Raw genomic sequence first — 23,886 nt, 5'->3', positions numbered from 1 at the left:
CATTCGCCGTTCCTTGCCGCGTATCGAAGTTCTCTGCGGAAGGAACGGCGAATGCTGCTACGAGGTGGAATCACGGCCGCCCTGCTCGTGCTGATGACGGGTACGGCGGTCGCGGACCCGTCGGCCCAGGTGGTGGGCGGCACCCGAGCGTCCATTGAGGACAACCCGTTCGCGGTGTACCTGGCACCGGCCACCGACACGCGCGATCCCCGGTGCACCGGCGTTGTGGTCGCACCGAACAAGATCCTCACAGCTGCGCACTGCGTGGACGAGGGCGTGACCGGGCCGAAGCCGATCCCGTTGCACAAGCGGGTGGTCGTGGCGGAAGCTCACGAAGATCGTCATCAACCCGAAGTACGACGGCATCTCCTTCGACTCGGCGGTGCTGACGCTCGACCGCGCGCTGAAGCAGAAGCCGATCAGGATGGCCGGCGCGGCCGACCGTCACCTGTACGCACCGGGCAGGTCCGCCACCGTGCTGGGATGGGGCGCGGTCAAGGAGGGCGGCAGCACCAACGGTTACCTGATGAAGGCCTCCATCCCGATCCTCGAAGACGAGACGTGCCGCGTCTTCTGGGGCAAGGACGACGAGGGCAACGACTTCTACGAGAACCGGTCGATGATGTGCGCCGGGGTGATGAAGGGCGGCATCGACGCGTGCAACGGCGACTCCGGTGGCCCGTTCGTGGCGGGTGGCAAGCTGATCGGCCTCGTGTCGAAGGGTGACGGCTGCGCGCGGCCGAACCACCCGGCGATCTACGCGCGGGTCGACGCCATCAACTCGTGGGTCGCGAAGGAGATCGCGCGCTGACCGCTCGCGTCCGGTAAGGCCGTTCGTTGGTTCGAACGAGTGAATTCATGGCCAATCCCATGATTCACGACCGGCAGTCCGGGTTCGGTTGGACAGGCAAGTCTTGATCAGTAAGCTTGTCTGCTGGACCCACACCCGGTGGTGGTACCGCGCGGAGCTGTCACCCGTTCGACCGAACCCGGCGGAAGTGGGTCACGCAGGCGTATCGATTGGCGTCCGACGATCGATCAGCAGATCACCCCGGTCCCCACGAATGGCCACCTGAGCTGAATGAACATGGTCGACAGCCACGAGCACGCCGTTCACTGGGCGGCGGCGATCTCCAGCACCCTTCTCGCGAACTTCACTCGCGCGAAGCTCGAGGCACTGCTCGGCGGGTACGTCGAGCAGCTGCTCATCGGTGGTGCCGACGATGCTCGGCAGATCGGCCGCTCCATGGTCGAGAACGACTTCGTCTCCTCCTCGACGCTGGAGCAGACGCTCACCCATCTCGGTGAGCACACGCAGGTCTCGCCGGCTCAGCTCGCCGCGCTCGCCGCCGGGTACGCCGAGGCGATGCGCGACCGCACGCTCGATCAGCAGGAGATCAGCCGCACGGCCGCGATCAACGCGATGCGCCGGGCCGAGAGCGCGGTGCGGGCCAGCGAGGCCAAGTTCCGGGCGATCTTCCAGAGTTCGGCGTTCCCGATCGTGGTGGTCGACCTCGAAGGTCAGATCATCGACGTCAACGAGGCGTTGCTGACCATGCTCGACTACAAGCGTGAGGACATGCGGAAGGTCACCGGCCGCGATCTCGCGCATCCCGACGACCGCGAGGCGTTGCGGAAGGCCGGGCAACGGCTGATCGACTCCGATCTCGACCACCTGAGGGTCGAGGCGCGGATGATCCGCAGCGACGGCGAGACGATCCAGACGCACATGGCGATCTCCCTGGTGCGGGAGAACGCGGACTCGCCGCCGTACTTCGTCACGATGATCGAGGACATGAACGAGATGCGCGCGCTGCAGTCGCAACTCGTTCGCCAGAGCCTCAACGACATGCAGACGGGGCTGCCGAACCGGACGCAGTTCCTCGGCTGGATCGAGGGCGCGGTCGGTTCCAAGGGGCCGGAGACGCTCGCGCTGGTGCAGGTCGACATCGACGGGTTCCGCGGCGTGAACGACGCGTTCGGGCACGAGGCGGGCAACCGGGTGCTCATGCACGTCGCGACACGGCTGCGGACGGTGTTCACGGAAAGCGTCGGCAAGGTCGCGCGCATCGGTGAGGACGAGTTCGGCGTGCTGATCAAGGACCCGCGCGACGTGCGGGGCGTGATCGCACTGGTCGAGGAGTTCACCAGGCAGCTCGAGGAGCCGATCTGGATAGGTGCGAACGGCGTCGGCGTGACGACGAGCGTGGGCATCGTGGCGCGGGCGGCACGTGGCGGCGACGCGGTGGATCTGTTGCGGGCGGCGGACGTCACGGTCGGGTGGGCCAAGCGCGACGGCAAGGCGCAGTGGGCGTTGTACGACAAGGAACGGGACCTGCGCGACAAGGAGCGGTACGCGCTGGCCGCGTCGATCCCCGGCGCGCTGGAGGAGGGCCAGTTCCGGGTCGACTACGCGCCGGTCCACTCGCTGGCGGACGGCTCGGTGCTGGCACTCGAGGCGAAGATCGTCTGGAACCACCCGGAACGCGGTGTGCTGTGCCCGGACACGTTCATGGACCAGTCCTCGGACAACGGCATGATCGTCCGCCTGATGTACTGGGCGCTCGCGGAGGCGTGCGCGCAGGCGAGTGAGTGGTGCGCCGAGCTGGGTTCGCGGACGCCGGCTCTCTCGATCGACCTGCCGCCACGGCTGTGCCGGGAACCCGAGCTCGTCGCCGAGGTCGCGCGCGTGCTGGACCGCACGGGGCTGCCCCCGTCCTCGCTGCGCTTCGAGCTGCACGAGCACCTGCCCGCGTTGCTGACCGACGAGCAGCTGGAAGAGCTGACGATCCTGGCCGAGCGCGGCATCGGGCTCGTGCTGGACCAGATGAACGGCGGCAACGTCGGTGTCGACCGGCTGCGCCTGCTGCCGCTGACCGGCGTGAAGTTCACCGGCGCGGTCGTGCACGGCTTGGACGAGGGCGCGAACCGGGTGGACGAGACCGCGTCCGTGGCGCTGCTGAAGTGGGCGTCGATCCTGCGGCTGCCGCTCTACGCCGAGGACGTGCGCACCGCCGCCGAGGCCGCGCGACTGGCTTCGCTGGGTGTCACGGGCGGCCAGGGGGCGCACTTCGGGCCACCGCTGACGGCCGCGGACGTCTCCGCGCTTCTTCTCAGCTAGTTCTTATCAGGGATTCTTTGGCTTTTCCCACAGGTTGCTCACATGATGGCGGTCCATCGTGGAGCCATGACCGAGCAGAGCTTCCCCGCGATGAGCGGGTCACTGGTGGAACCGCAGCCAGCCGTTGCGCCGGCGCCGAAGTTCTGGCGCCGCACGGCCCCGATGCTCACCGCGGCGGCACTCGTCGCCGGGTTGTTCGGAGGTGTGACCGGCGCGGTCATCGCCTCGCCGGACGCCACGCCTTCTGCCGCCAGTTCCGTGTCGGCGCAGACGGTCGTGAACCAGTCCACTGTGGACTGGACGTCCGTCGCCTCGAAGGTGCTGCCGTCGGTGGTTCAGGTGAACTTCGCCAACGGCGTCGGCTCCGGCGTGATCCTGTCTCAGGACGGCCAGATCCTCACCAACAACCACGTCGTGGCGTCCTCCGGCGGCCAGCTCACCGTGAAGCTGAACGACGGCCGCGAGGTGCCGGCCACCGTCGTCTCCACCGACCCGTCGTCGGACCTCGCCGTGATCAAGGCGTCGGGCGTCTCCGGGCTCACCCCGATCAAGTGGGCGGACTCGGACTCCGTGAAGGTCGGTGACGCGGTGATGGCGATCGGCTCGCCGTCGGGCCTGCAGGGCACCGTGACCACCGGCATCGTCTCGGCGCTGGACCGCAAGGTGACCGTGCCCGGCGAGGGGCGACGCGCCTCTTCCGTTTCGTACCAGGCGATCCAGACCGACGCGTCGATCAACCCAGGCAACTCCGGTGGTGCGCTGGTGAACGCGGCCGGTGAGCTGATCGGGATCAACTCGGCGATCTACTCGCCGGCGTCGAGCAGCGGTGAGGCCGGGAGTGTCGGAATCGGGTTCGCGATCCCGTCCAACACGGCCAAGCAGATCGTCGGCAGCCTCGGCTGAGGCTTGTGCGGACCGGCCCACCAGGTCTAGACCGGGGTGATGCCCAGTCGACGACAGTTCATGACCGCGGCGGCGATGAGCCCCGCGGTCGCGGCCGTTACCCCGACCAGTGCACCTGCAGCGGCGGCACCCGAGTGGCCGACCGGCCCCGGCCGCCGCACCACCCCGCAGCGACCCGACCGCGAGCTGCGGCGCGTCCTGACCGAGATCGACCGGCGGCGGATCGAGGCGTCGGTGCGCAAGCTGGTGTCGTTCGGCACCCGCCACACCCTGTCCAGCCAGACCGATCCGGTGCGCGGTATCGGGGCCGCGCGGGACTGGATCTTCCAGGAGCTGCGCTCCTGCCCCGGCGAGCTGGCCGTGGAGCTGCAGTCGTTCGTACAACCGCCGTCACCGCGAATTCCGGTGGCCACGACCATCACCAACGTCCTGGCGACGCTGAGAGGCTCGAAGGACCCGTCGAGGATCTACGTGGTGTCCGGGCACTACGACTCGCGTGCGTCCGACCCGCTGGACGCCGTGAAAGACGCTCCAGGAGCCGACGACGACGCGTCCGGCGTGGCGGCGGTCATGGAGATCGCGCGGGTCCTCGCGACGCGGGACGTGGACGCGACGATCATCTTCGCCGCGGTCGCCGGTGAGGAGCAGGGGTTGTACGGCGCGGCGCACCTGGCGTCGAAGCTGACCGGGGTGCAGGGGATGTTCACCAACGACATCGTCGGTGCCGCTCCCGCCGGCGCGAGAGACGTCGTGCGGTTGTTCGCGGAAGGCGTACCCACCTCGGAAACCCCTGAACAGGCGGCGATCCGGCGGTCGGTCGGCGGGGAGAACGACTCGCCGAGCAGACAGCTCGCGCGGTTCGTCACGGACCTCGCGGGCACCGGGATGAAGGTCGAGGTGATCCACCGGCGCGACCGGTACCTGCGGGGCGGTGACCACATCCCGTTCCTGGAGCGGGGATTCCCCGCCGCGCGGTTCACCGAGCCGCACGAGGACTACGCGCACCAGCACCAGGACGTCCGGGTGGAGAACGGGGTGCAGTACGGCGACCTGCCCGAGTTCTGCGACTTCGGGTACATGACGCGGGTGGCTCGGGTGAACGCCGCCGTCCTGTGGTCGCTAGCCACCGCGCCGGGAACACCGCGGAACGTGCGCATCAGGACCAATCGGCTCACGAACGAGACGGACCTGGTCTGGGACGTCGATCCGGCGGCAGCCGGGTACGAGGTGATGTGGAGGCCCACCGACGCGGCGGACTGGACGCACCGGATTCCGCTCGGGCCGGTCGGCGCCCGCACCGTCGACCTGTCCAAGGACAACGTGTTCTTCGGGGTGCGGGCGATCGCGGCGAACGGGCGGCGCAGCCCGGTGGCGTTCCCCGTGCCGGCACCGTAGGGCTACGCCGTGTTCTGCATGTCTCGTCCGCGATAGTCGAACGGACGTACAGGACACGGCCTAGGCGGGCGGCGCATCCGCCGCCCGCTACTCGTCAGGACAGCCAGGTCGGCCTCAACGGCATGTGCGACCTCGTGCCGTCCAGCCGCACCCCGAGCACCTGGTGCAGCTGGATGTTGTTGCGGTCGAACCCGAGCCGCGACGCCGCCAGGTACAACCGCCACACCCGTGCCCGAGCCTCCCCGACCTCCTCGACGGCCTCCTCCCAGTGCGACTCCAGGTTGCGCCCCCAGGCCGCCAGGGTCAGCGAGTAGTGCTCACGCAGGTTCTCCTCGTGCCGCACCTCGAACCCGGTGTCGTGCATCTGCGACACGATGTACCCCGGCCCGACCAGCTCACCGTCCGGGAACACGTACCGGTTGATGAACGGCCCGGACAGCGAGCGCTCCTTGTTGTTCGGTCGGGTGATGCAGTGGTTCAGCAACCGTCCGCCCGGCTTCAGCTTCCGGTACAGGGACGCGAAGTAGCCGGGCAGCTTGGCCTTGCCGATGTGCTCGGTGAGGCCGATCGACGACACCGCGTCGAAGCCCGTCTCCCGCACGTCGCGGTAGTCGAGGTGGCGCACCTCGGCCAGGTCCGACAGTCCTGCCTCGACGATGGCTTTCTGCGCCCATTCGGCCTGGTTGCGGGACAACGTGACGCCGATGGCGCGCACGCCGTACTCGCGGGCCGCGTGCATGACCATGCCGCCCCAGCCGCAGCCCACGTCCAGCAGTCTCATGCCGGGCTTCAGGCCGAGCTTGCGCGCCACCAGGTCGTGCTTCTCGAACTGGGCCTCCTCCAAAGTGGACTCAGGTGACGGGTACACCGCGCAGGTGTAGGCCATCGACGGGCCGATGATCCACTCGTAGAACTGGTTCGACACGTCGTAGTGGTGGGCGATGGCGGCCTGGTCACGGGCCTTGGAGTGACGCAGGCCGCGCAGGCGGGTCTCCTGTGGAGGCGGAGACACCTTGTGCGACAAGCGGATCCTTCCCAGGAAGCGGAGCAGTTCCACGCGTTGCAGCCACGGGAGCTCCCGCAGGGAGAACTCGGAGAGCCTGGAGAGACCGGCGTGCACGTCGCCGAGGATCTCCAGATGACCGGTCACGTAGGCACGGGCAAGGCCGAGCTCACCTGGTGCCGAGGCCAGGTAGGACAGGGCTTCCGGGGTCTTGATGTCGATGGACACCGGCGCGGCCGAAGGGCCGGCGGTACTGCCGTCGTAGGCCTGGAAGCGAACGTCGCTGCCACCCGTGATGCTCTGGAAAATGGAGGCCAACCGCATTCATCGTCCCCTGACACACTTGGCGTACAGATCAGGCAGTCGGTTCGTCTGGTCGTACCGGGACTTCACGGCCCGGTACTGCGAACCGTTGTAGTGCCGCCAGAACTCGTCCTCGCTGTAGTAGGAGTCCGAGTACAGCGACTTGTGGCCGCCCAGCCGCGCCACCTCGCGCTCGATCAGCCGGTTGCGGTCACCCATCCGTTCTCCCGGCCGCACCGGGACCTCCGACCAGAACCCGACGTTGACGTACAGCACGTCCGGGTTCATCGGGTACAGCGGCCAGCCCGTGTTGTCGCGCAGCCGAACCGGGCACAGCCACACCGGCGAGATGCCGATCTCGCGGTCGAAGAAGTCGAGGAAGTCCGGCAGCGCGCCGACCGGGATCTCCACGTCCTGGATCACCGGTTCGACGTCGACCCGCGGTCGCAGCTGCCGGTGCTTGGCCACCAGCTTGCGGTACACGTCCGAGCGCAGGTAGCGCTTCGGCCACAGGCGGCGCACCACCGGGTTCTGCGCTCCGAACGCGCGGGAGCACCAGAACCAGTCGGTGTCCCAGCGCCACAGGTAGTCGTGGATCGTGAGGTGGTCCGTGCGGCGCTTTTGGATGGACCGGTAGTAGATCTGGTTGCCGGTGTAGTCGGACGTGTACGGCGCGATGTCGACGTAGTGACCCAACGTCAGGTACATCTCGCCGCGGGAGAACACCGTGCCGTCGACGAAGTCCGCCGAACCGTCCGAACACACCTCCTCGATGACGGCGGCGCATTCGGCGAAGGAGCCGAAGGGCACGTGCCGCAGCCGGACGTACTGGCGCACCGGCTCCAGCTCGATCTCCAGCCGCAGCGCGTAGCCCAGGGTCCCGTAGGAGTTGGGGAACGCGCGGAACAGGTCGTCGTCCGGTTTGGAGACCACGACCTCGCCGTCGCCGGTGAGGATCTCCAGCTCGCGCACGGACTCGTGCGGCAGTCCGTTGCGGAAGGACGTGGACTCGATGCCCAGACCGGCGACGGCGCCGCCGATCGTGATGGTTTTGAGCTGCGGCACGACCAGTGGCATCAAGCCGTGGCGCAGTGTCGCGGCGACGAGATTCTCGTAGGTGGTCATGCCCTGCACCTGCGCGGTGCGTCCGACCGGGTCCACCGCCAGCACCCGGTCGAACCTGCCGACGTCCAGCCCGCCCGACTGATCGGCGCGGAACCTGAACAGGTTCGACGTCTTCTTCGCGAGCCGCACTGGCGCACCTTCGCGCATCGCGGCGTACTGCGCGGTCAACGCAGCAACGGCCGTGCTGTGCCCATGGTCACTCACCAGAACGACGTTATTCCTCGTCAGCGCCGTTGGCACGCCCAAAAGCCCGAATGGGCCAGCGATCTTTCGTCGCACCCTGCCCAAAGTTACTACCGAGTAGTAGCGTGCGAGGCATGGCTACGCACGAGGTGACCAACCAGGTCCCGCCGCTGAGCGGTCACGACGTGGCGGACGATCCCGCGCTGCTCAGCTGGGTCGACAACGCCGACCTGCACGAACTCGGCAGGCTCGCGGGCAGCGACGAGTGGCAGGAGCGCGGGAGGCTCGCGAACACCTACCCACCCGTCCTGCGCACGCACGACCGGTACGGCCACCGGATCGACGAGGTCGAGTTCCACCCTGCGTGGCACGACCTGATGAACGTCGCGGTTACACACGGGTTGCACGCATATGTCGACGGTGGTCACCTCGAGCGCGCGGCCCGGTTCTACGTGTGGTCGCAGGTCGAGGCGGGCCACGGCTGCCCGATTTCGATGACTTACGCGGCCGTGCCCGCTTTGCGCGTGGCGCCGGAACTGGCGGAGGTCTACGAACCGCTGCTGACGGCCCGCGACTACGACTTCGGCCTCAAGGCACCCCTCACGAAACGGGGCCTGATCGCCGGCATGTCGATGACCGAGAAGCAGGGCGGATCGGACGTCCGCGCGAACACCACGGTCGCCAAGCCGGTCGGCGACGGCTATGTCCTCACCGGCCACAAGTGGTTCACCTCGGCGCCGATGTCCGATGTGTTCCTGACGCTGGCGCAGGCCCCCGGCGGGCTCACGTGCTTCCTGGTGCCGCGGGTGCTGCCGGACGGCGCGCGCAACCGGTTCTTCCTGCAGCGGCTGAAGGACAAGCTGGGTAACAGGTCCAACGCCTCCGCCGAGATCGAGTACGACGAGGCCTTCGCACTCCGCGTCGGCGACGAGGGCCGCGGTGTCCGGACGATCATCGAGATGGTCAACATGACGCGCCTCGACTGCGTGCTCGGGTCGGCGGCGGGCATGCGCGCCGGGCTCCGGCAGGCGGCCCACCACGCCGCGCACCGCAAGGCGTTCGGGAAGTACCTCGTCGACCAGCCGGCGATGCGCAACGTGCTGGCGGACCTCGCGATCGAGTCCGAGGCCGCGACCACGGCCGCGATGTGGCTGGCGCAGCACCGGCCGAGGCTCGGGCTCGCCGTCACCAAGTACTGGGTGTGCAAGCGGGGCCCGGTGCACGCGGCCGAGGCGTTGGAGTGCCTGGGCGGCAACGGTTACATCGAGGACAGCGGCATGCCGCGGCTGTTCCGCGAGTCGCCGCTGATGTCGATCTGGGAGGGTTCCGGCAACGTCGCCGCGTTGGACGTCCTGCGCGCGATGAAGAAGAAACCCGAGTCGGTGCAGGAGTTCCTGGCCGTCGTCACGGGCGTCGACGCGCGGATCGACAAGGCGCTCAACGAACTCGGCACGACGTTGTCCGATGTGGACGAGTCCCAGGCACGCCGGGTCGTCGAGAAGATGGCGCTGATCCTGCAGGGTGCCCTGCTGGTCAAGCACGGGCATCCCGCGGTCGCGGACGCGTTCCTGGGCTCACGGCTCGGCGGGGACTGGGGAGTCGCGTTCGGCACGCTGCCCGGGTCCACCGCCTTCGCCGCGATCATCGACCGGGCGGTTCCCAAGATCTAACCGATCTGGTGATCACGGATTGACCGGGAACGACTCCGCACATCTCTAGGATCGCTGGGCCGAATGGCGCAACGATCCCCCTGAGCAGGAGTCCCCTTCCCATGCGCAAGATCCTGGCCGTGCTCGCCGCGGCCGCACTGGCGTTCGTCTCCGCGACCCCGGCCTCGGCTGCCGTGGTGCTGACCGCCACGGCGTCCGCACCGAGTGATGCCGGTGCCCTCACCGTGAGCTTCCGGATCGGTGGCTTCCCGAACGTCGGCGCCTCCGTGACGGTGCAGACCGCGGCCAAGATGACCGCCGTGTACGCGTGCCAGAACCACGGCGGCAACTTCCCGTCCGACCCCAAGAAGACACAGGTCGTGAGCGCGCTGTCCGCCACGGGCAAGTTCAAGGTCAGCCTGCTCGGCGAGGTCAGCGGCCAGCTGACGATCACCCCGCCGGCGCCGACCCTGAAGTGCCCCAAGGGTCAGCACGTCGTGCTGGTGAGCATGTCCTACGGCGAGGTCACGGTCGTGTCCGGCTCGACCACGCACAACGTCGCGGGCACCTTCTCCCGCGTCTACCTGAACATCTGACCGGGTGGGGGCCGCTCCGGCGGCCCCCGCTCCGGCTACAGGCCGAGCTCGCGGGCGATCAGCATCTTCTGCACCTCGGAGGTGCCCTCGCCGATCTCCAGGATCTTGGCGTCGCGGTAGAAGCGGCCGACCGGGTACTCGTTCATGAAGCCGTAGCCGCCGAAGATCTGCGTCGCGTCACGGGCGTTGTCCATCGCCGCTTCGGACGACACCAGCTTGGCGATCGCGGCCTGCTTCTTGAACGGCTCACCGCGCAGCATCCGGGACGCAGCCTCGTAGTAGGCCAGCCGCGCGGTGTGCACGCGGGCCTCCATCTCGGCGATCTTGAACTGGATCGCCTGGTACGTGCCGATCTTCGCGCCGAACGTCTCGCGCTCGTGGGCGTAGCGGATCGACTCGTCGACACAGCCCTGGGCGAGGCCGACGGACAGCGCGGCGATGGCGACGCGGCCCTCGTCCAGCGTCCGCAGGAACTGGGCGAAACCGCGGCCGCGCGTGCCGAGCAGGTTAGCGGCGGGCACCCGGCAGTCCTGGAAGGACAGTTCACGGGTGTCCGAGGCGCACCAGCCGACCTTGGAGTACTTCTTCGACACCGTGAAGCCCGGGGTGCCGGACGGGACGATGATCGAGGAGATCTCCTTGCGGCCGTCCGGCAGTGTGCCGGTGACCGCGGCGACCGTCACCAGGCCGGTGATGTCCGTGCCGGAGTTCGTGATGAACGCCTTGGTGCCGTTGATGACCCACTCGTCGCCCTCGAGGCGGGCCGTCGTGGCCAGCGCACCCGCGTCCGAACCGCTGCCCGGTTCGGTCAGGCCGAACGCGCCCAGCTTCTGCCCGGAGGTGAGCGACGGCAGCCACTCGGCCTTCTGCTCGTCGGTGCCGAAGCGGTAGATCGGCATCGCGCCCAGCGAGGTCGCCGCCTCCACCGTGATCGCGACGGACGAGTCGACGCGCGCGAGCTCCTCCAGCGTCACGCACAGCGCGAAGTAGTCGCCACCCATGCCGCCGTGCTCTTCGGGGAACGGCAGGCCGAGCAGGCCCATCGCGCCCATCTTCGCCACGATCGGGTAAGGGAACTCGCACCGCTCGTAGTAGTCGCCGATGACCGGGGCCACCTCGTCGCGAGCGAACTCCTCGACGGTCTTGCGCAGGTCCTCGTACTCGCTCGGGAGCCTGAAGTCCAACATCGGTGTCACTCCTCGTGAGAGACGACGAGAGCCAGCACCTGGTCGAGTGCGACCTGCTGGCCTGCTTGCACGTTCACTTCCGCGAGCACGCCGTCGACCGGTGCGGTGACGGTGTGCTCCATCTTCATGGCCTCGACCACGAACAACGCTTGACCGGCGGTCACCTCGTCGCCCTGCGACGCCCGCACCACCAGCACGGTGCCGGGCATCGGCGACTTCACCGGACCACCGGAGGCCGCCGCGCCACCGGAGGCGCCGACCAGGAACTCGGCCTCGGTCAACGCCCAGGAGGCGCCGTCGTGACCGAGCCACAGCACGTCTCCGTCGCGCGCGATCGCGTACCGGCGCGATCCGACGAGCAGGTCGGCGCCTTCCCGGCGAGCCCGCGCACGGACGGGTTCTCCCGCTCCCACAACGACTTCGTCCCCGCGAACCCGCACGTCGACGTCGTTGATCCGCCACGTCGTCCACGCGTGCTCGCCGACGCGCCACCCGGACAGCTGGTCCCACGGGTCGCCGCCACGTGGTTCCATCGACCGTTCCAGACCGGCCGCCACGTACACGTCGTCCGGAATCTCGGCCGTGGTCAACGAGTCCAGTTTCCGCTCGACCAGGCCGGTGTCCAGCGCGCCGGAACGAACGTCCGGATCGCGCAGGAGTGCCCGCAGGAACGGGATGTTCGTCGTGACGCCGAGCAGCACCATCTGTCCCAGCGCGTGATCCAGGCGCCGCAACGCTTCCTCGCGGGTGCGGCCGTGCGCGATCACCTTGGCGAGCATCGGGTCGTAGTCCGAACCGACGACAAGTCCCTCGTACAGACCGGAGTCCACGCGGACGTCGGTCGGCTCGCGCAACGCCAGCACCCGGCCACCGGTCGGCAGGAAGCCGCGCGCCGGGTCCTCCGCGTAGACCCGTGCCTCGACCGAGTGCCCGGTCAGCTCCACGGAGAGGTCCAGCACCTCGCCCGCGGCGACGCGGAGCTGCCACTCGACGAGGTCGACGCCGGTGACCATCTCGGTCACGGGGTGCTCGACCTGCAGCCGGGTGTTCATCTCCATGAAGAAGTAGTCGCCGGACGCCCCGTCCACGATGAACTCGACGGTGCCCGCGCCGACGTACCCGACCGAGCGGGCCGCGTCGACCGCCGCGGACCCCATCGCCTCGCGCACCTCGGGCGTGAGGAACGGCGACGGCGCCTCTTCGATGATCTTCTGGTGCCGCCGCTGCAGGCTGCACTCGCGCTCACCGAGGTGGATCACGTTGCCGTGGGAGTCGGCGAGCACCTGGATCTCGATGTGGCGCGGGTTCGTGATGAACCGTTCGATCAGCAGCGTGTCGTCACCGAACGACCCGCGCGCCTCACGCCGCGCCGACTCGATCGCCTCGCGCAGCGCCGGTTCCTCGTGCACCAGCCGCATCCCCTTGCCGCCACCACCGGCGGAAGGCTTGAGCAGCACGGGAAAACCGATCTCCAGAGCCGCGTCGACGATCTCGTCGTCGGACATCCCCTCGCGAGTGCGGCCCGGCACCACGGGAACTCCCGCCGCCGACACCGTCAGCTTCGCGCGGATCTTGTCGCCCATCGCGTCGATGGCCGCCGCGGGCGGACCGACGAACACCACGCCAGCAGCGTCACAAGCCGCAGCGAACGCCGTGTTCTCGGCGAGGAAGCCGTAACCGGGGTGGATCGCCTGCGCCCCGGTGGAAACGGCGGCAGCGACGATCTTCTCGATGGACAGGTAGCTCTCGCGAGCCGCCGCGGGCCCGATCCGCACGGCCTCGTCGGCCAGCCGGACGTGCAACGCATCGGCGTCCGCGTCGGAGTACACGGCGACGGAACGGATCCCGAGCGACCGCAACGCGCGGATCACCCGAACCGCGATCTCCCCGCGGTTCGCCACCAGAACGCTGTCGAACATGATCACATCCGGAAGACGCCGTAGGAAACATCGTCGATGGGGGCGTTCGCCGCGGCGGACAACGCCAGCCCGAGCACCATGCGGGTGTCGCGCGGGTCGATCACGCCGTCGTCCCACAGCCGCGCGGTCGAGTAGTACGGGTTGCCCTGGTCCTCGTACTGCTGGCGGATCGGCGCCTTGAACGCCTCCTCGTCCTCCGCCGACCACTCGTCGCCGAGCTGGTCGCGGCGGACCGTCGCCAGCACCGATGCCGCCTGCTCGCCGCCCATCACGGAAATGCGCGCGTTCGGCCACATCCACAGGAACCGCGGCGAGTACGCCCGGCCGCACATCGAGTAGTTGCCGGCACCGAACGAGCCACCGATGATCACGGTGAACTTGGGGACGCGCGCACAGGCCACCGCGGTGACCATCTTGGCGCCGTGCTTGGCGATGCCGCCCGCCTCGTACTCGCGGCCGACCATGAACCCGGTGATGTTCTGCAGGAACACCAGCGGCACGGAACGCTTGTCGCACAGCTGGATGAAATGCGCACCCTTCACCGCGGACTCGCCGAACAGGATGCCGTTGTTGGCGATGATCCCGACCGGGTGCCCGTGGATGCGGGCGAAGCCGGTGACCAGCGTCTGCCCGTACTCCTTCTTGAACTCCTGGAACTTCGAGCCGTCCACGATCCGCGCGATCACCTCACGCACGTCGTAGGGCGTCCGGGAGTCCGTCGGCACGACGCCGTACAGGTCGGAGTCGACGACCGGTGCCTCGACCGGCGCGACGTCCCACGGGCGCCGCACGCGCGGCCCGAGCGTCGAGACGATCGAGCGGACCATCCGCAGCGCGTGCGCGTCGTTCTCCGCGAGGTGGTCGGTGACGCCGGAGGTGCGCGAGTGCAGGTCACCGCCACCCAGGTCTTCAGCTGAGACGACCTCACCGGTCGCGGCCTTCACCAGCGGCGGGCCGCCGAGGAAGATCGTGCCCTGGTTCCGGACGATGATCGCCTCGTCGCTCATCGCCGGCACGTACGCGCCACCCGCGGTGCACGACCCGAGCACGGCGGCGATCTGCGGGATCCCGCGCGCCGACATCGTGGCCTGGTTGTAGAAGATCCGGCCGAAGTGCTCACGGTCCGGGAACACGTCGTCCTGCTTGGGCAGGAACGCGCCGCCGGAGTCGACCAGGTAGATGCACGGCAGGTTGTTCTGCAGCGCGACTTCCTGCGCGCGCAGGTGCTTCTTGACCGTGATCGGGTAGTAGGTGCCGCCCTTGACCGTGGCGTCGTTCGCGACGATCACGCACTCACGGCCGGAGACCCGCCCGACGCCGGTGATGATGCCCGCGGCCGGTGCCTCGTCGCCGTACATGCCGTTCGCGGCCAGCGGCGACAGCTCCAGGAACGGAGAGCCGGGGTCGACCAGCGTGTCCACCCGCTCGCGCGGCAGCAGCTTGCCGCGGTCGACGTGACGCTGACGTGCCTTCTCAGGACCGCCGAGAGCGGCGGTGGCGAGCTTGCCGCGCAGCTCGTCGACGAGCGCGGTGTGCTCCTTGGCGTAGCGGTCCGACGGCTCGGCGGCGCTGCGCAGGACAGGTGCGTCCATGCTCCCCTGACCTCAGGTTAGCGGGCGTTAACAAAGCCATGTTAGCGCCCGCTAACCTAGCGGTCCACAGGAACGGCTCGAGAGTGACCAGACCGCAGGTCAAGGACCAGATAAGGCACTCTCACGTTCCGGAATCTAGCCGATGACCGCCCGCAATGCGGGCAGGTAACCGCTCTGGTGGCCGGCGCGGTTCGGGTGGTACGACTCGTCGACCGGCCAGCTCAGGCTGTTGAGCCACCAACTCGACGAGCAGATCTCGTGCCCGGTGAACGCCCCGCGCACGTCGATGTAGCTGAACCCGGCCGCCGCGGCCCGCGCGCTGATGGTGTTGTGCAGCGCGTCCGAACCGGAGTTGATCGCGGTCCGCTTCGTGTCGCTCAGACCCACGTTGCACGTGCCGGGCACCTTGTAGATGCGTGGATAGCCGAGCACGACCACGCGCGCCGACGGGGACTTCGACCTGACCGTGCCGTAGACGTTGTTGAGCAGGCCGGGAAGGGTGTTCGCGATGTAGGCCTTCGACTGGTTCACCCGGTTGACGCAGTCCTGGTCCGACCCGAACGTGCAGGTCGTGATCACATCGGTGAAGCCCGCGTCGTTGCCGCCGACCTGCACCGTGACGAGGTTCGTCGACGTCGTCACCGCCGCGGCCTGGTTGATGACGTCACCCGTGCGCGCTCCCGAGCAGGCGAGGGACTTGAAGCTCGCGGGCGCTGTCGCCGCCGCCCACAGGGCCGGATAGGCGAGCGGACCTCGCTTGCAGCTGCCGCTCGCACCGTCGTACGAGCCGGTGCCCAGCCCGGACGCGTACGAGTCGCCGAGCGCGACGTAGTTGACAGCGGCGGCGCTCGCGGGATTGGCGAGCGCGATGACGGCCGCAGCGGCGGTGACCACTGAGGCGATGAGGTGAGCAGGACGCATCGAAGACTCCCGAAGGGGCCGCAGGGATGTGATGCATTGCACGCCAATGGTTACCCATGAGTAAGACCCGTGTGAAGTATTGGTCAAGAGTCAACAACCGAGGCTTGCTGCCTGCGGAAATTCCACCCATCGGACGACCAGGTAAACGGCTGCTAACCTCCCCGTGTGGCCGAGAAACCCTCACGTCGGGACCAGATCCTCACCGCCGCGGCCGAGCTCTTCGCGCGGCACGGCTTCCACGGCGTGGGCATCGACGACATCGGCGCCGCCGTCGGCATCTCAGGCCCCGCTCTGTACCGGCACTTCCGGAGCAAGGACGCGATGCTCGGCGAGATGCTGACGTCGATCTCCGAACGGCTGCTGGACGGCGGCCAGGCGCGCGTGGACGCGGCGTCGAGTCCCGACGAGGCGTTGCAGGCGCTGATCGGCTGGCACGTCGACTTCGCGCTGGACGACCCGGCGCTGATCACCGTGCAGATGCGCAACCTCGCCAACCTCACCGACCCCGACCGGCGGCGGGTGCGCGCTCTGCAGCGGCGCTACGTCGAGGTGTGGGTGGAGACGATCCGGCGAACCGTGCCGGACTTCGACGAGCCGACCGCGCGGGCGGCGGCGCACGCGGTGTTCGGGTTGATCAACTCGACGCCGCACAGCGCGCATCTCGACCGCGACCAGATGGCCGCCCTGTTGTCGCGCATGGCGCTCGCATCGCTCACGCCGGCCGTCGTGACCTCCTAGACGACGGCTGACCTGGCGAACTGGCGATCAGCCGAGACCGTTCCGTAACCTGTCGCGACAATGGGCGCGCGCAAACTCCTCCTCCGACTCCCGGCCTGGTTCCGGTTCACGGTGATCACGCTCGCGGTGTTCGTGTGCGGAGTGATCGCGTCACGGCCGGCGAGCGACGACAACGGCGTGCCGCCCAGCGGTGACGTGGCGGCCGCGTTCAACGCCGTCAACGCGTTCATCAAGCCGTCGGCGACCCACGACCCGCAGCTCGACCTGCCGTTGGACTTCGCCCAGCAGACGGGCCGCGATCCCAAGACGGTGCGGGTGGCGGACGGGACGCTGCGGGTGGTCGACGCCTCCGGTGGTTGCTCGGGACCCGCCGGCGACACCGAGTGGGACTTCAGCGCCGCGTGCCGTGCGCACGACCTGGGCTACGACCTGTTGCGCTATGCCGAGCACAAGGGTGATCCGCTCGGGCCGGACGCGCGCAGGGAGCTGGACGACAGGCTGGCGAAGGACCTGCACGCGCAGTGCCGGGTGAACCCCCGCGGTGCCGAGCAGACCTGTCACGCGGTCGCAGAGACCTACGCGATGGGGCTGAAGTTCAACTCGTGGCGCCAGCGGTGGGGACCGCCGGGCCACGAACCCGTGGTCGCGTGGGCGTTCGGCAGCGCGGTAGTGGTGTTCCTGCTGCTGGCGCGCCTGCACGGCCGCCGCCGCGACGACGTGCCCGAGAGCGCGAACTCGTTGCCCCTGGTGCTGGCACACGTCCAGCAGGATCGGTACGCGACCTTCCTGCGGCTCTTCAGCACGGGGCTGCTCGTCCTCGGCGAGACCGTCGCGACGCTCGCACACCTCAGAGGTGTCGGCACGCCGTGGTTGTGGACGTTGCAGGCGGTGCCGTTGTTCTTCTTCGCGGGCGGGCACGCGAACCTGCGGTCGTGGCAGGCGCACGAGGGCGGCTTCGGCTGCTGGGTGTCGAGCCGGACGTCGTGGCTGCTGCGGCCGGTGCTCGCGTTCGTGCTGCTGTGGGTCGTGCTGTTCGCGGCGTTGAACCTGTTGGACGTCAAGGTCGACGCGTACAGCCGCCTGATCACGCACCCGTTGTGGTTCCTCGGCGTCTACCTGCTCGCGGTGGCCACCACGCCCGCCGCCGCGTGGCTGCACGAGCACTTCCGCCGCACCACGCCGTTCGTGCTGATGCTGGTGACGCTCGTCGTCGAGGTCGCGCGCACCTCGACGGACTGGAAGACCGGCGGGTACGCGAACCTGATCGTCGGCGCGTTGCTGATGCAGCAGCTCGGGTTCTTCTACGCCGACGGCACGCTGCAGAAGATCTCCCGGCGGGTGCTGGCGGCGCTCGGCGCGATCACGTTGCCCGCGCTGGTGTTCTTCAGCGACTACCCCCGCTCGATGATGGTGCTCGGGGTGGCGCAGGTGTGCCTGGCGCTGCTCGCCCGCGGGCGCGTCACCACGTGGCTGGAAGGCCGTTCGTGGCACGTCGTGAACTTCGCGCGCCGGGCACCGATGACGGTGTACCTCGCCTATCTGGGCGGGGTCGGAGCGGTCGTCGGGTTGCTAGGGCTGTCGCACGCGCCGATCTGGCTGGTGTTCCTGCTCGTGCCGCTCGTCCTGCTGTTCCACCGGTTCGAGTCGCGCATGGTCAAGTTCCCGCGGCTCTCGCACGAGTCGCACCGCACCCGGCTCGCGACCGCGATGGGTGTGGTGTTCGGAACGCTCGGCGTGCTCGGGTTCGTGGTGAGCGGGTTCCTCGGCGACGGGACGCTGGTGCTGCTGCCGGTGGACCCGCTGCAGAACGTCATCCACCTCCTGCTCGGCTGGTACCTGATCCACACGGCCCGCACCGGCAGCTGCGACACCCGGTTGCCGTGGCTGCTCACGGCGCTGGCGTGCGTTCCGCCGATGCTGGCGCTGGAACCGACTCCTCCGGTGGTGGTGCTGCACGCCGCGGCGATCGGCCTCGCAGTGCTCGGAGCCATCCCCAGGTCACGGCCGCGCACACCGGCAGCCACAGCAGTCGTTGCCACACCCAGCCCGGATGATCTGGTGGCTGCTGCAGCCCCGGCAGCGGGCCCCACGCGCTGAGCGCCAGCGTCACGGTGATCAGCGCGCTCTGGTGCGCCAGGAAGATCCCGAGCGCTCGCTCGTTCAGCCACCGCACGGGTTTCGCCGTGCCGAGCCGGGTGAGCCACGGCGCGATCGTGAGCACCAGGCCGATCTGGGCGAACGCGAGCGCGAGGGTCGCGTAGTTCGGCGGGTTCAGGTTGGAGACGGTCGCGCCCGGAATGCCGACCGCCGACAGCGGATAGCCGCCGTACCTCGTCAGCAACGCGTACCCGAGCACGCCCAGGGCGAGCAGTGGCGGACCGGGGATCCTCCTGCGTGCCAGCGAGTGGCCGAGCTGCCAGGCCGCCCACCACACCGCGTACGGGAGCACCAGCACCAGCGCGACCGGGACGAGCACACCCCACGAGTACTCGTCCAGCTTGCGCACCAACGGTTTCAGCGCCAGCAGGACCAGGTAGACGATGATGAACCACAGCGGTGTCGTGACCAGGTAACCGATGTTGTAGGCGGTGCCCTGGTCGACACCGCGCATCGACAGTCCGAAGAGGACAGCCGCCCACGCGCCGAGCATCAGCAGCGTTGGTACCGCGAGCTGCTTCAGCCTGACGAGGAAGGGTGTCTGCGAGCGAGCGGCCGCGTAGCCGCCCACGAAGAAGAACAAGCCCAGCGTTTGCAGCACCCACGACACCGGTGTCAGCTCGGGCATGTGCTTGAGCGGGCTGTCTATGTACATGCCCGTCGGTGTGTCCACGAGCGCGGTCACGAGCCAGTGGCCGAGCACGACCGTGACGACGGCGATCGCACGCACGGTGTCGACGAATGGATTTCTCACGGCCTCTCCCCCGAAGCAATCCGGACGAGCGCCATAAGCGTATCGCTCCCGGGTTCGTAATAGGTGTCGTGTTTCCCGCCCTCGAACCGCAGCACCGTGGCGCCGAAGCCGGCGCCCGCCGGGTCGGTGCCGTGGCCGAGGTCGCCGAGCCTGATGCCGGGGACGAACCGCATCCAGTCGCCGCTGGACCTGATCGCCCACACCTCGGCCTTGGTCCCCAGCTCCGCAACGGAGTTCGCCCGCACACCAGGACTTCCGGTGAACACGATGTCGGCCACGTCGAGCTCGCGCGCCGCAAGTCCGACGACGACCGAGCCGTAGCTGTGCCCGAAGACGTGGATGCGCGCGTTGGTGTCCAAAGCGCGCACGAACTCCACCAGCGCGGCCGCGCCCGTTCGGGCCAGCCCACCGGTCGCGGCGTCGACCCCGAGCCCCTGCGGCGTCCGGTATCCGAGCCAGGCGATCACCGCGAGGTCGTCGCGGTGCGCCTGCTCGTACAGGTTGGTCGCCATCTTCCCGACGGTGCGGTCGAACCTGTCGACGTCCACATCGGACCCGGGCACGACGATCACGACGTCGCGCGCGGTGGCGAGATCACCGACGATCGCGACCCGGCGGGCGACGTCGGCACGCCACTCGGCGATCGACGGTGTGACCGACGGAACAACGATCAGCAGGAGGAACAGGACGGCTCGGCGCATGAACCGAAACTAGGAAGACGACACCTGCGAGATCGTCCCTCCGGCGTGCTGTCTTGCCGTTGCTACCCCGGTACCACGAGCCCGCTCTCGTAAGCCGCGATCACGGCCTGGGCGCGGTCGCGGAGACCGAGTTTGGTGAGCACGCGGCTCACGTGCGTCTTGACCGTCTGCTCGGCGAGCACGAGGTGCGCGGCGATCTCGGTGTTCGACAGGCCCTGCGCGATCAGCACGAGGATCTCGGTCTCGCGTTCGGTCAGCACCTCGAGCTGGGCGGGCCGGACGCGGTCGGCGCGGCGGGCCTTCACGAAGTCCTCGATCAGCCGCTTGGTGATGGACGGCGCCAGCAGCGCTTCTCCCGCCGCCACGACGCGGACGGCGTTGAGCAGTTCACGGGCGGGCGCGTGCTTGAGCAGGAACCCGCTCGCGCCGGCCTGCAACGCCTCGTAGACGTAGTCGTCCAGGTCGAACGTGGTCAGCACGAGAACCTTCGTGGAAACCGCGCCGTCCAGCAACAACCGCGTCGCCGTGAGACCGTCCATCTCGGGCATCCGGACGTCCATCAGCACGACGTCCGGTTTGACGTTGCGCGCGAGTGCGACACCCTCGACGCCGTTGCCCGCGGCACCGACGACCTCGATGTCCTCCTGCGCGTCGAGCAGCGCGGAGAACCCCTCGCGCACCATCTCCTGGTCGTCGACCACGACCACCCTGATCACTTGTCCCCCAACGGAATCCTCGCCCGCACCATGAACCCGCCGTCCTCGGTGGACTTCACGGTCAGCGTGCCACCGTGCACCGCCACCCGTTCCCGCATGCCCACCAGGCCCTGCCCGCTGCCACCGCCCATCGACGGTCCCCCGGCGGTGTTGATCACCAGCACGTCGAGCTGGTCGTCGTTCCTGTGCACGTGGACGGACGCCTTCGAGCCGGGCGCGTGCCTGGTGGCGTTCGTGAGCGCCTCCTGCACGATCCGGTACGCGGTGAGCCCGACCGCCTCCGGCACGTCGTCCACGTCGACCTCAGCCTCGTCACCGGGTCTCGCCAGCTCGGGAATGCGGCTGATGCCCGGCTGCGGCTCACGTTCCAGCTCCTGGCCGTTGGTCCGCAGCACGCCCAGCAGGCGTTGCATGTCGGTGATGGCCTCGCGCGCCGCCTGGCCGAGTTCCGCGAACTCCTGCTCGGCTTCCTCGTTCAGTCCCTTTAGGCGGTAGGGCGCGGTCTCACACCTGACCACCACCATCGACATGTGGTGCGCCACGACGTCGTGCATCTCGCGCGCGATGCGGGCACGTTCCTCGAGTGCGGCCTTGGCCGCCCGTTCCTCTTCGAGTTCCTGTTCCGCCCGGCCGCGCGCACCGAACATGTACACGGCACCCGCGATGACAGGTACGTAGAACCCGATGGTGTGGTTCTGGTACTCGGAGAGCTGGTGCAGCAGAACGCTGATCGCCGTGACGGTGATGACGATGCCGCGCGAGTAGAAGGCGGCGACCGCGACCAGCAGCGGCGCCGCCGTCCAGTACTGGAACGGCGCGACACCGGTCCAGTCGACGAGCCCGCTGACGAAGTAGAACCCTGCGGCGGCGAGTCGCCACGCGTACAACGGCGACCAGATCAGCAGCACGTACGGACCGAGGGTGGCGAAGAAGATGAACACCCACCAGCCGTCACCCTGCTCCGTGGCACCCGGGCTGTCGACGTACTGGACGCTGCCGATGATCGCCCAGATCAGCCCGTAGGTGATCAACGCGGCGAACGCGGGGACGCGGAACCTGTCGAGCGTCCTTGTGAGCACTCGAGTGCGATCGGGACCGAACACCGTTCGGTACAGCGTGCGAAACACCACCCGATGCTAGGTGGATTCGTTGATTCACACATTGACCTGCGGAGTGACATACCCCGGTAGCACTCTGATCAAGATGGGGCATTGCGAATGCGTGACACCGCGCGGTAGGCAGTACCTGTGAGACCACCACAGGATCCAGATCGCTGGTCACGGCTGACGGCCGTGGCCGGTGAGGCCCTGGCCGCGGCCAGGGCCGGTGAGGACGCTGTGGCGGTGGACCTCGTGACCGGTTACCTCAGCGGGTCGCCGGAGGGCAACGAGGAGATCCGTGAGCTGGTCCTGCTGCTGTTCGCCGAGTGCAGCAGCATGGTCGGAGCGCTCGGCTCCGGCGGCGCCACGCCGGTCAAGATGCAGGTCTTCGACGAGGACGGCCGCGAGGTCCAGATCGACGACGCGGACCCGCCCGTGCGCACCGCGATCCGCGCGCTGCTGGCCGAGGTGCACGGCGACGAGGAAGCGGCCTCGGAGCAGATCGAGATCGCCCTGGCCAACGGGGCACCGCAGGAGCTCGCGACTGTCGTTCTACAAGCCCTGCGGTGGACCCTGAAGCTGGCGATCGAGTGCGAGACGCGCGACCTGCCCGTCGCGCCGTGGATCACCGCGTCACTGGACGACCAACCCTGACGTGCAACAGGGCGTCCACTCCCGCCAGCAAGTGCTGATCGAGCGGGAAGTAGCCCATTTCGAGCTTCGTGTCCTTCCTGGTCTCACCCTCCGGCTTGTCCCCGGTCATGCCCCAGGTGGTGAATCGGCTCTGCAGCTGCCCTTCGAGGGTGGCTTTGTCCGGTTCACCCAGCCCGAAGCTGTCGTTGCGGCCGAGAGTCCCCGCGATGACCGTGTACTGGTCGCCCAGCACCGGCGCCACGAGCGCGCCCGCCGAGAACCACTCGATCCGTTCGCCGGCGATCTCCATCGAACTGTTCGTGCGCTGCAGGTGAGCGTTGTGGGCGAACACGAACGTCGGCCCCCTGCCCGCCTCGATCCGGCGGATCTCCAGCAGGTTCCGCGCCATCACGCCGTCGCGCATCTGGCACAGCCGGGTGATCCGCACGCCCAGCGGGTTCGGCTCCGTACACTCCCGGTGGTACCTGAGCAGGCTCAGCCCAGCCGTCAGGTGCAGCTCGGCGTTGTTCCACTCCTCGCGGGACGTGTCGGCGACCAGCTCGGGCATGTGCGCGTGCAGGCGCCGGAGCATGCCGGTGCCGATCTCACGCAGCCGGACGGCTTCCTCACTCCTGCCGGGTGACTTGGTGGAGTCGAGCACGGCCTCGTCCCGGCCCCACTCCTCGTCGTCGATGACGAGATCCACGTCCTCGCCCAGGTAGTCGCGCGCGTGCTCGAGGTAGGGCCGCGGGCTGGGCGCGCTGGTCGTCTCGGTCTGGAAGTCGAACCCGTGGAAGGCCAGCCGCTCCGCCGCAGGCCTGTCCGCGTTGTACTCGCGCATCCAGGAGACCAGCTCCCGGTTCGCCGGCCACTCCCCGAACCGGTGCGAGAACCCTTCCTTCATGACCGTGTCGAGGTCACCCATGCCGTGCTGGACGAAGTCGTTGACCATCACCGCACGGACGCGGCAGGTCTCCAGTGCGATCGACCTGTAGCCCAGCCCTGCCAGCTGCTCGAACAGCTCGTTGCGTATCCAGGTGTGGGCGTGCTCCAGATGCGTCGGCTCGCCGAACGCCAAGATCTCGGTGAAGGGGCTGATGAACTCACGAATGTCCTGGCTCATGTGGCTCAACCGTAACATTGAAGGCTTCGTTGAGACTTTTGCACGATTCTTCCTCTTCAAGGCGTCT

19 protein-coding genes and 2 pseudogenes are annotated in these 23,886 nt (G+C 68.5%); 10 read left to right on the top strand and 11 right to left on the bottom strand.

Annotated elements, in window-relative coordinates; genetic code table 11:
* Positions 1-51 precede the first annotated feature (51 nt).
* The 5 genes and pseudogenes from ABFX45_RS11395 to ABFX45_RS11375 all read left to right on the top strand — a co-directional run.
* A pseudogene (locus ABFX45_RS11395) lies at positions 52-288 on the top strand (trypsin-like serine protease); the annotation flags it as partial.
* Positions 289-337: 49 nt separating this feature from the next.
* The gene (locus tag ABFX45_RS11390; protein WP_346129636.1) at positions 338-811 is read left to right on the top strand and encodes a serine protease; all 474 of its coding nucleotides are present in this window, start codon (positions 338-340) and stop codon (positions 809-811) included.
* A 276-nt stretch (positions 812-1,087) separates the two neighbouring features.
* Positions 1,088-3,121: a putative bifunctional diguanylate cyclase/phosphodiesterase gene (locus tag ABFX45_RS11385; RefSeq protein WP_346129503.1), complete on the top strand. Its 2,034-nt coding sequence runs from the start codon at positions 1,088-1,090 to the stop codon at positions 3,119-3,121.
* A gap of 66 nt (positions 3,122-3,187) precedes the next feature.
* Positions 3,188-4,024: a S1C family serine protease gene (locus ABFX45_RS11380; RefSeq protein ID WP_112227105.1), complete on the top strand. Its 837-nt coding sequence runs from the start codon at positions 3,188-3,190 to the stop codon at positions 4,022-4,024.
* 39 nt (positions 4,025-4,063) lie between these two features.
* A complete protein-coding gene (locus tag ABFX45_RS11375; RefSeq protein ID WP_346129501.1) occupies positions 4,064-5,419 on the top strand; it encodes a M20/M25/M40 family metallo-hydrolase in 1,356 nt (451 codons plus the stop codon).
* A gap of 94 nt (positions 5,420-5,513) precedes the next feature.
* Here the strand turns inward: ABFX45_RS11375 and ABFX45_RS11370 are convergent, their stop codons facing one another.
* Together ABFX45_RS11370 and ABFX45_RS11365 are read right to left on the bottom strand one after the other, a co-directional pair.
* A complete protein-coding gene (locus tag ABFX45_RS11370; protein ID WP_346129499.1) occupies positions 5,514-6,746 on the bottom strand; it encodes a class I SAM-dependent methyltransferase in 1,233 nt (410 codons plus the stop codon).
* Positions 6,747-7,997 (bottom strand): FAD-binding oxidoreductase, encoded by a 1,251-nt coding sequence (locus tag ABFX45_RS11365; RefSeq protein ID WP_109639381.1) that lies wholly within the window; start codon positions 7,995-7,997, stop codon positions 6,747-6,749.
* 170 nt (positions 7,998-8,167) lie between these two features.
* Between ABFX45_RS11365 and ABFX45_RS11360 the strand changes: the two genes are divergently transcribed.
* Both ABFX45_RS11360 and ABFX45_RS11355 read left to right on the top strand, forming a co-directional pair.
* Complete coding sequence (locus tag ABFX45_RS11360) at positions 8,168-9,703, top strand: acyl-CoA dehydrogenase family protein (protein WP_346129497.1); 1,536 nt, start codon at positions 8,168-8,170, stop codon at positions 9,701-9,703.
* A gap of 101 nt (positions 9,704-9,804) precedes the next feature.
* Positions 9,805-10,278, top strand: a complete 474-nt coding sequence (locus ABFX45_RS11355) for a hypothetical protein (protein WP_346129495.1) — start codon at positions 9,805-9,807, stop codon at positions 10,276-10,278.
* A 35-nt stretch (positions 10,279-10,313) separates the two neighbouring features.
* Here the strand turns inward: ABFX45_RS11355 and ABFX45_RS11350 are convergent, their stop codons facing one another.
* The 4 genes from ABFX45_RS11350 to ABFX45_RS11335 all read right to left on the bottom strand — a co-directional run bounded on the left by ABFX45_RS11350 (position 10,314) and on the right by ABFX45_RS11335 (position 15,897).
* Complete coding sequence (locus tag ABFX45_RS11350; protein ID WP_109639380.1) at positions 10,314-11,465, bottom strand: acyl-CoA dehydrogenase family protein; 1,152 nt, start codon at positions 11,463-11,465, stop codon at positions 10,314-10,316.
* A 5-nt stretch (positions 11,466-11,470) separates the two neighbouring features.
* Complete coding sequence (locus ABFX45_RS11345) at positions 11,471-13,384, bottom strand: acetyl/propionyl/methylcrotonyl-CoA carboxylase subunit alpha (protein ID WP_346129492.1); 1,914 nt, start codon at positions 13,382-13,384, stop codon at positions 11,471-11,473.
* A 2-nt stretch (positions 13,385-13,386) separates the two neighbouring features.
* Positions 13,387-14,976: a carboxyl transferase domain-containing protein gene (locus tag ABFX45_RS11340; RefSeq protein WP_346129490.1), complete on the bottom strand. Its 1,590-nt coding sequence runs from the start codon at positions 14,974-14,976 to the stop codon at positions 13,387-13,389.
* A gap of 135 nt (positions 14,977-15,111) precedes the next feature.
* A complete protein-coding gene (locus ABFX45_RS11335) occupies positions 15,112-15,897 on the bottom strand; it encodes an SGNH/GDSL hydrolase family protein (protein ID WP_346129488.1) in 786 nt (261 codons plus the stop codon).
* A 165-nt stretch (positions 15,898-16,062) separates the two neighbouring features.
* On the opposite strand from ABFX45_RS11335, the gene ABFX45_RS11330 reads away from it, so the two are divergent.
* A complete protein-coding gene (locus ABFX45_RS11330) occupies positions 16,063-16,635 on the top strand; it encodes an SACE_7040 family transcriptional regulator (protein ID WP_109639318.1) in 573 nt (190 codons plus the stop codon).
* Between the two features lie 60 nt (positions 16,636-16,695).
* Positions 16,696-17,163: pseudogene (locus tag ABFX45_RS11325) on the top strand (phospholipase A2 family protein); the annotation flags it as partial.
* Between the two features lie 1,360 nt (positions 17,164-18,523).
* On the opposite strand, the gene ABFX45_RS11320 reads toward ABFX45_RS11325, so the two are convergent.
* The 4 genes from ABFX45_RS11320 to ABFX45_RS11305 form a co-directional block, all read right to left on the bottom strand.
* On the bottom strand, positions 18,524-19,546 hold the full coding sequence (locus ABFX45_RS11320) for an acyltransferase family protein (protein WP_346129486.1): 1,023 nt from the start codon (positions 19,544-19,546) through the stop codon (positions 18,524-18,526).
* Positions 19,543-20,247: an alpha/beta hydrolase gene (locus ABFX45_RS11315; RefSeq protein WP_346129484.1), complete on the bottom strand. Its 705-nt coding sequence runs from the start codon at positions 20,245-20,247 to the stop codon at positions 19,543-19,545. Before ABFX45_RS11315 ends, ABFX45_RS11320 begins: the two co-directional genes overlap by 4 nt.
* Positions 20,248-20,309: 62 nt before the next feature.
* Positions 20,310-20,963, bottom strand: a complete 654-nt coding sequence (locus ABFX45_RS11310; protein WP_109639315.1) for a response regulator — start codon at positions 20,961-20,963, stop codon at positions 20,310-20,312.
* Positions 20,960-22,042, bottom strand: a complete 1,083-nt coding sequence (locus ABFX45_RS11305; protein WP_346129481.1) for a sensor histidine kinase — start codon at positions 22,040-22,042, stop codon at positions 20,960-20,962. The genes ABFX45_RS11310 and ABFX45_RS11305 overlap by 4 nt, the downstream gene beginning before the upstream one ends.
* Positions 22,043-22,210: 168 nt before the next feature.
* On the opposite strand from ABFX45_RS11305, the gene ABFX45_RS11300 reads away from it, so the two are divergent.
* Positions 22,211-22,717 (top strand): hypothetical protein, encoded by a 507-nt coding sequence (locus tag ABFX45_RS11300; protein WP_109639314.1) that lies wholly within the window; start codon positions 22,211-22,213, stop codon positions 22,715-22,717.
* On the opposite strand, the gene ABFX45_RS11295 is transcribed toward ABFX45_RS11300, so the two are convergent.
* Positions 22,689-23,819, bottom strand: coding sequence for an erythromycin esterase family protein (locus tag ABFX45_RS11295; protein WP_346129479.1), 1,131 nt, complete (start codon positions 23,817-23,819; stop codon positions 22,689-22,691). The two genes, ABFX45_RS11300 and ABFX45_RS11295, sit on opposite strands and share 29 nt — an antisense overlap.
* Positions 23,820-23,886: the final 67 nt, after the last annotated feature.

This window comes from Lentzea roselyniae (genome assembly GCF_039537795.1).
GTDB lineage: Bacteria > Actinomycetota > Actinomycetes > Mycobacteriales > Pseudonocardiaceae > Lentzea > Lentzea atacamensis.
Note: the sequence above shows the minus strand (reverse complement) of the source record. Positions and strands in the feature narration are given on the sequence as shown.

Excerpts from the sequence above, each read along its gene's own strand:
- ABFX45_RS11340 (WP_346129490.1), bottom strand. The coding sequence starts at position 14,976 with ATGGACGCACCTGTCCTGCGCAGCGCCGCCGAGCCGTCGGACCGCTAC.
- ABFX45_RS11350 (WP_109639380.1), bottom strand. The coding sequence starts at position 11,465 with ATGTTGGACTTCAGGCTCCCGAGCGAGTACGAGGACCTGCGCAAGACC.
- ABFX45_RS11315 (WP_346129484.1), bottom strand. The coding sequence starts at position 20,247 with ATGCGCCGAGCCGTCCTGTTCCTCCTGCTGATCGTTGTTCCGTCGGTC.
- ABFX45_RS11345 (WP_346129492.1), bottom strand. The coding sequence starts at position 13,384 with ATGTTCGACAGCGTTCTGGTGGCGAACCGCGGGGAGATCGCGGTTCGG.
- ABFX45_RS11385 (WP_346129503.1), top strand. The coding sequence starts at position 1,088 with ATGGTCGACAGCCACGAGCACGCCGTTCACTGGGCGGCGGCGATCTCC.
- ABFX45_RS11335 (WP_346129488.1), bottom strand. The coding sequence starts at position 15,897 with ATGCGTCCTGCTCACCTCATCGCCTCAGTGGTCACCGCCGCTGCGGCC.
- ABFX45_RS11375 (WP_346129501.1), top strand. The coding sequence starts at position 4,064 with ATGCCCAGTCGACGACAGTTCATGACCGCGGCGGCGATGAGCCCCGCG.
- ABFX45_RS11295 (WP_346129479.1), bottom strand. The coding sequence starts at position 23,819 with ATGAGCCAGGACATTCGTGAGTTCATCAGCCCCTTCACCGAGATCTTG.
- ABFX45_RS11360 (WP_346129497.1), top strand. The coding sequence starts at position 8,168 with ATGGCTACGCACGAGGTGACCAACCAGGTCCCGCCGCTGAGCGGTCAC.
- ABFX45_RS11370 (WP_346129499.1), bottom strand. The coding sequence starts at position 6,746 with ATGCGGTTGGCCTCCATTTTCCAGAGCATCACGGGTGGCAGCGACGTT.
- ABFX45_RS11355 (WP_346129495.1), top strand. The coding sequence starts at position 9,805 with ATGCGCAAGATCCTGGCCGTGCTCGCCGCGGCCGCACTGGCGTTCGTC.
- ABFX45_RS11365 (WP_109639381.1), bottom strand. The coding sequence starts at position 7,997 with ATGCGCGAAGGTGCGCCAGTGCGGCTCGCGAAGAAGACGTCGAACCTG.
- ABFX45_RS11380 (WP_112227105.1), top strand. The coding sequence starts at position 3,188 with ATGACCGAGCAGAGCTTCCCCGCGATGAGCGGGTCACTGGTGGAACCG.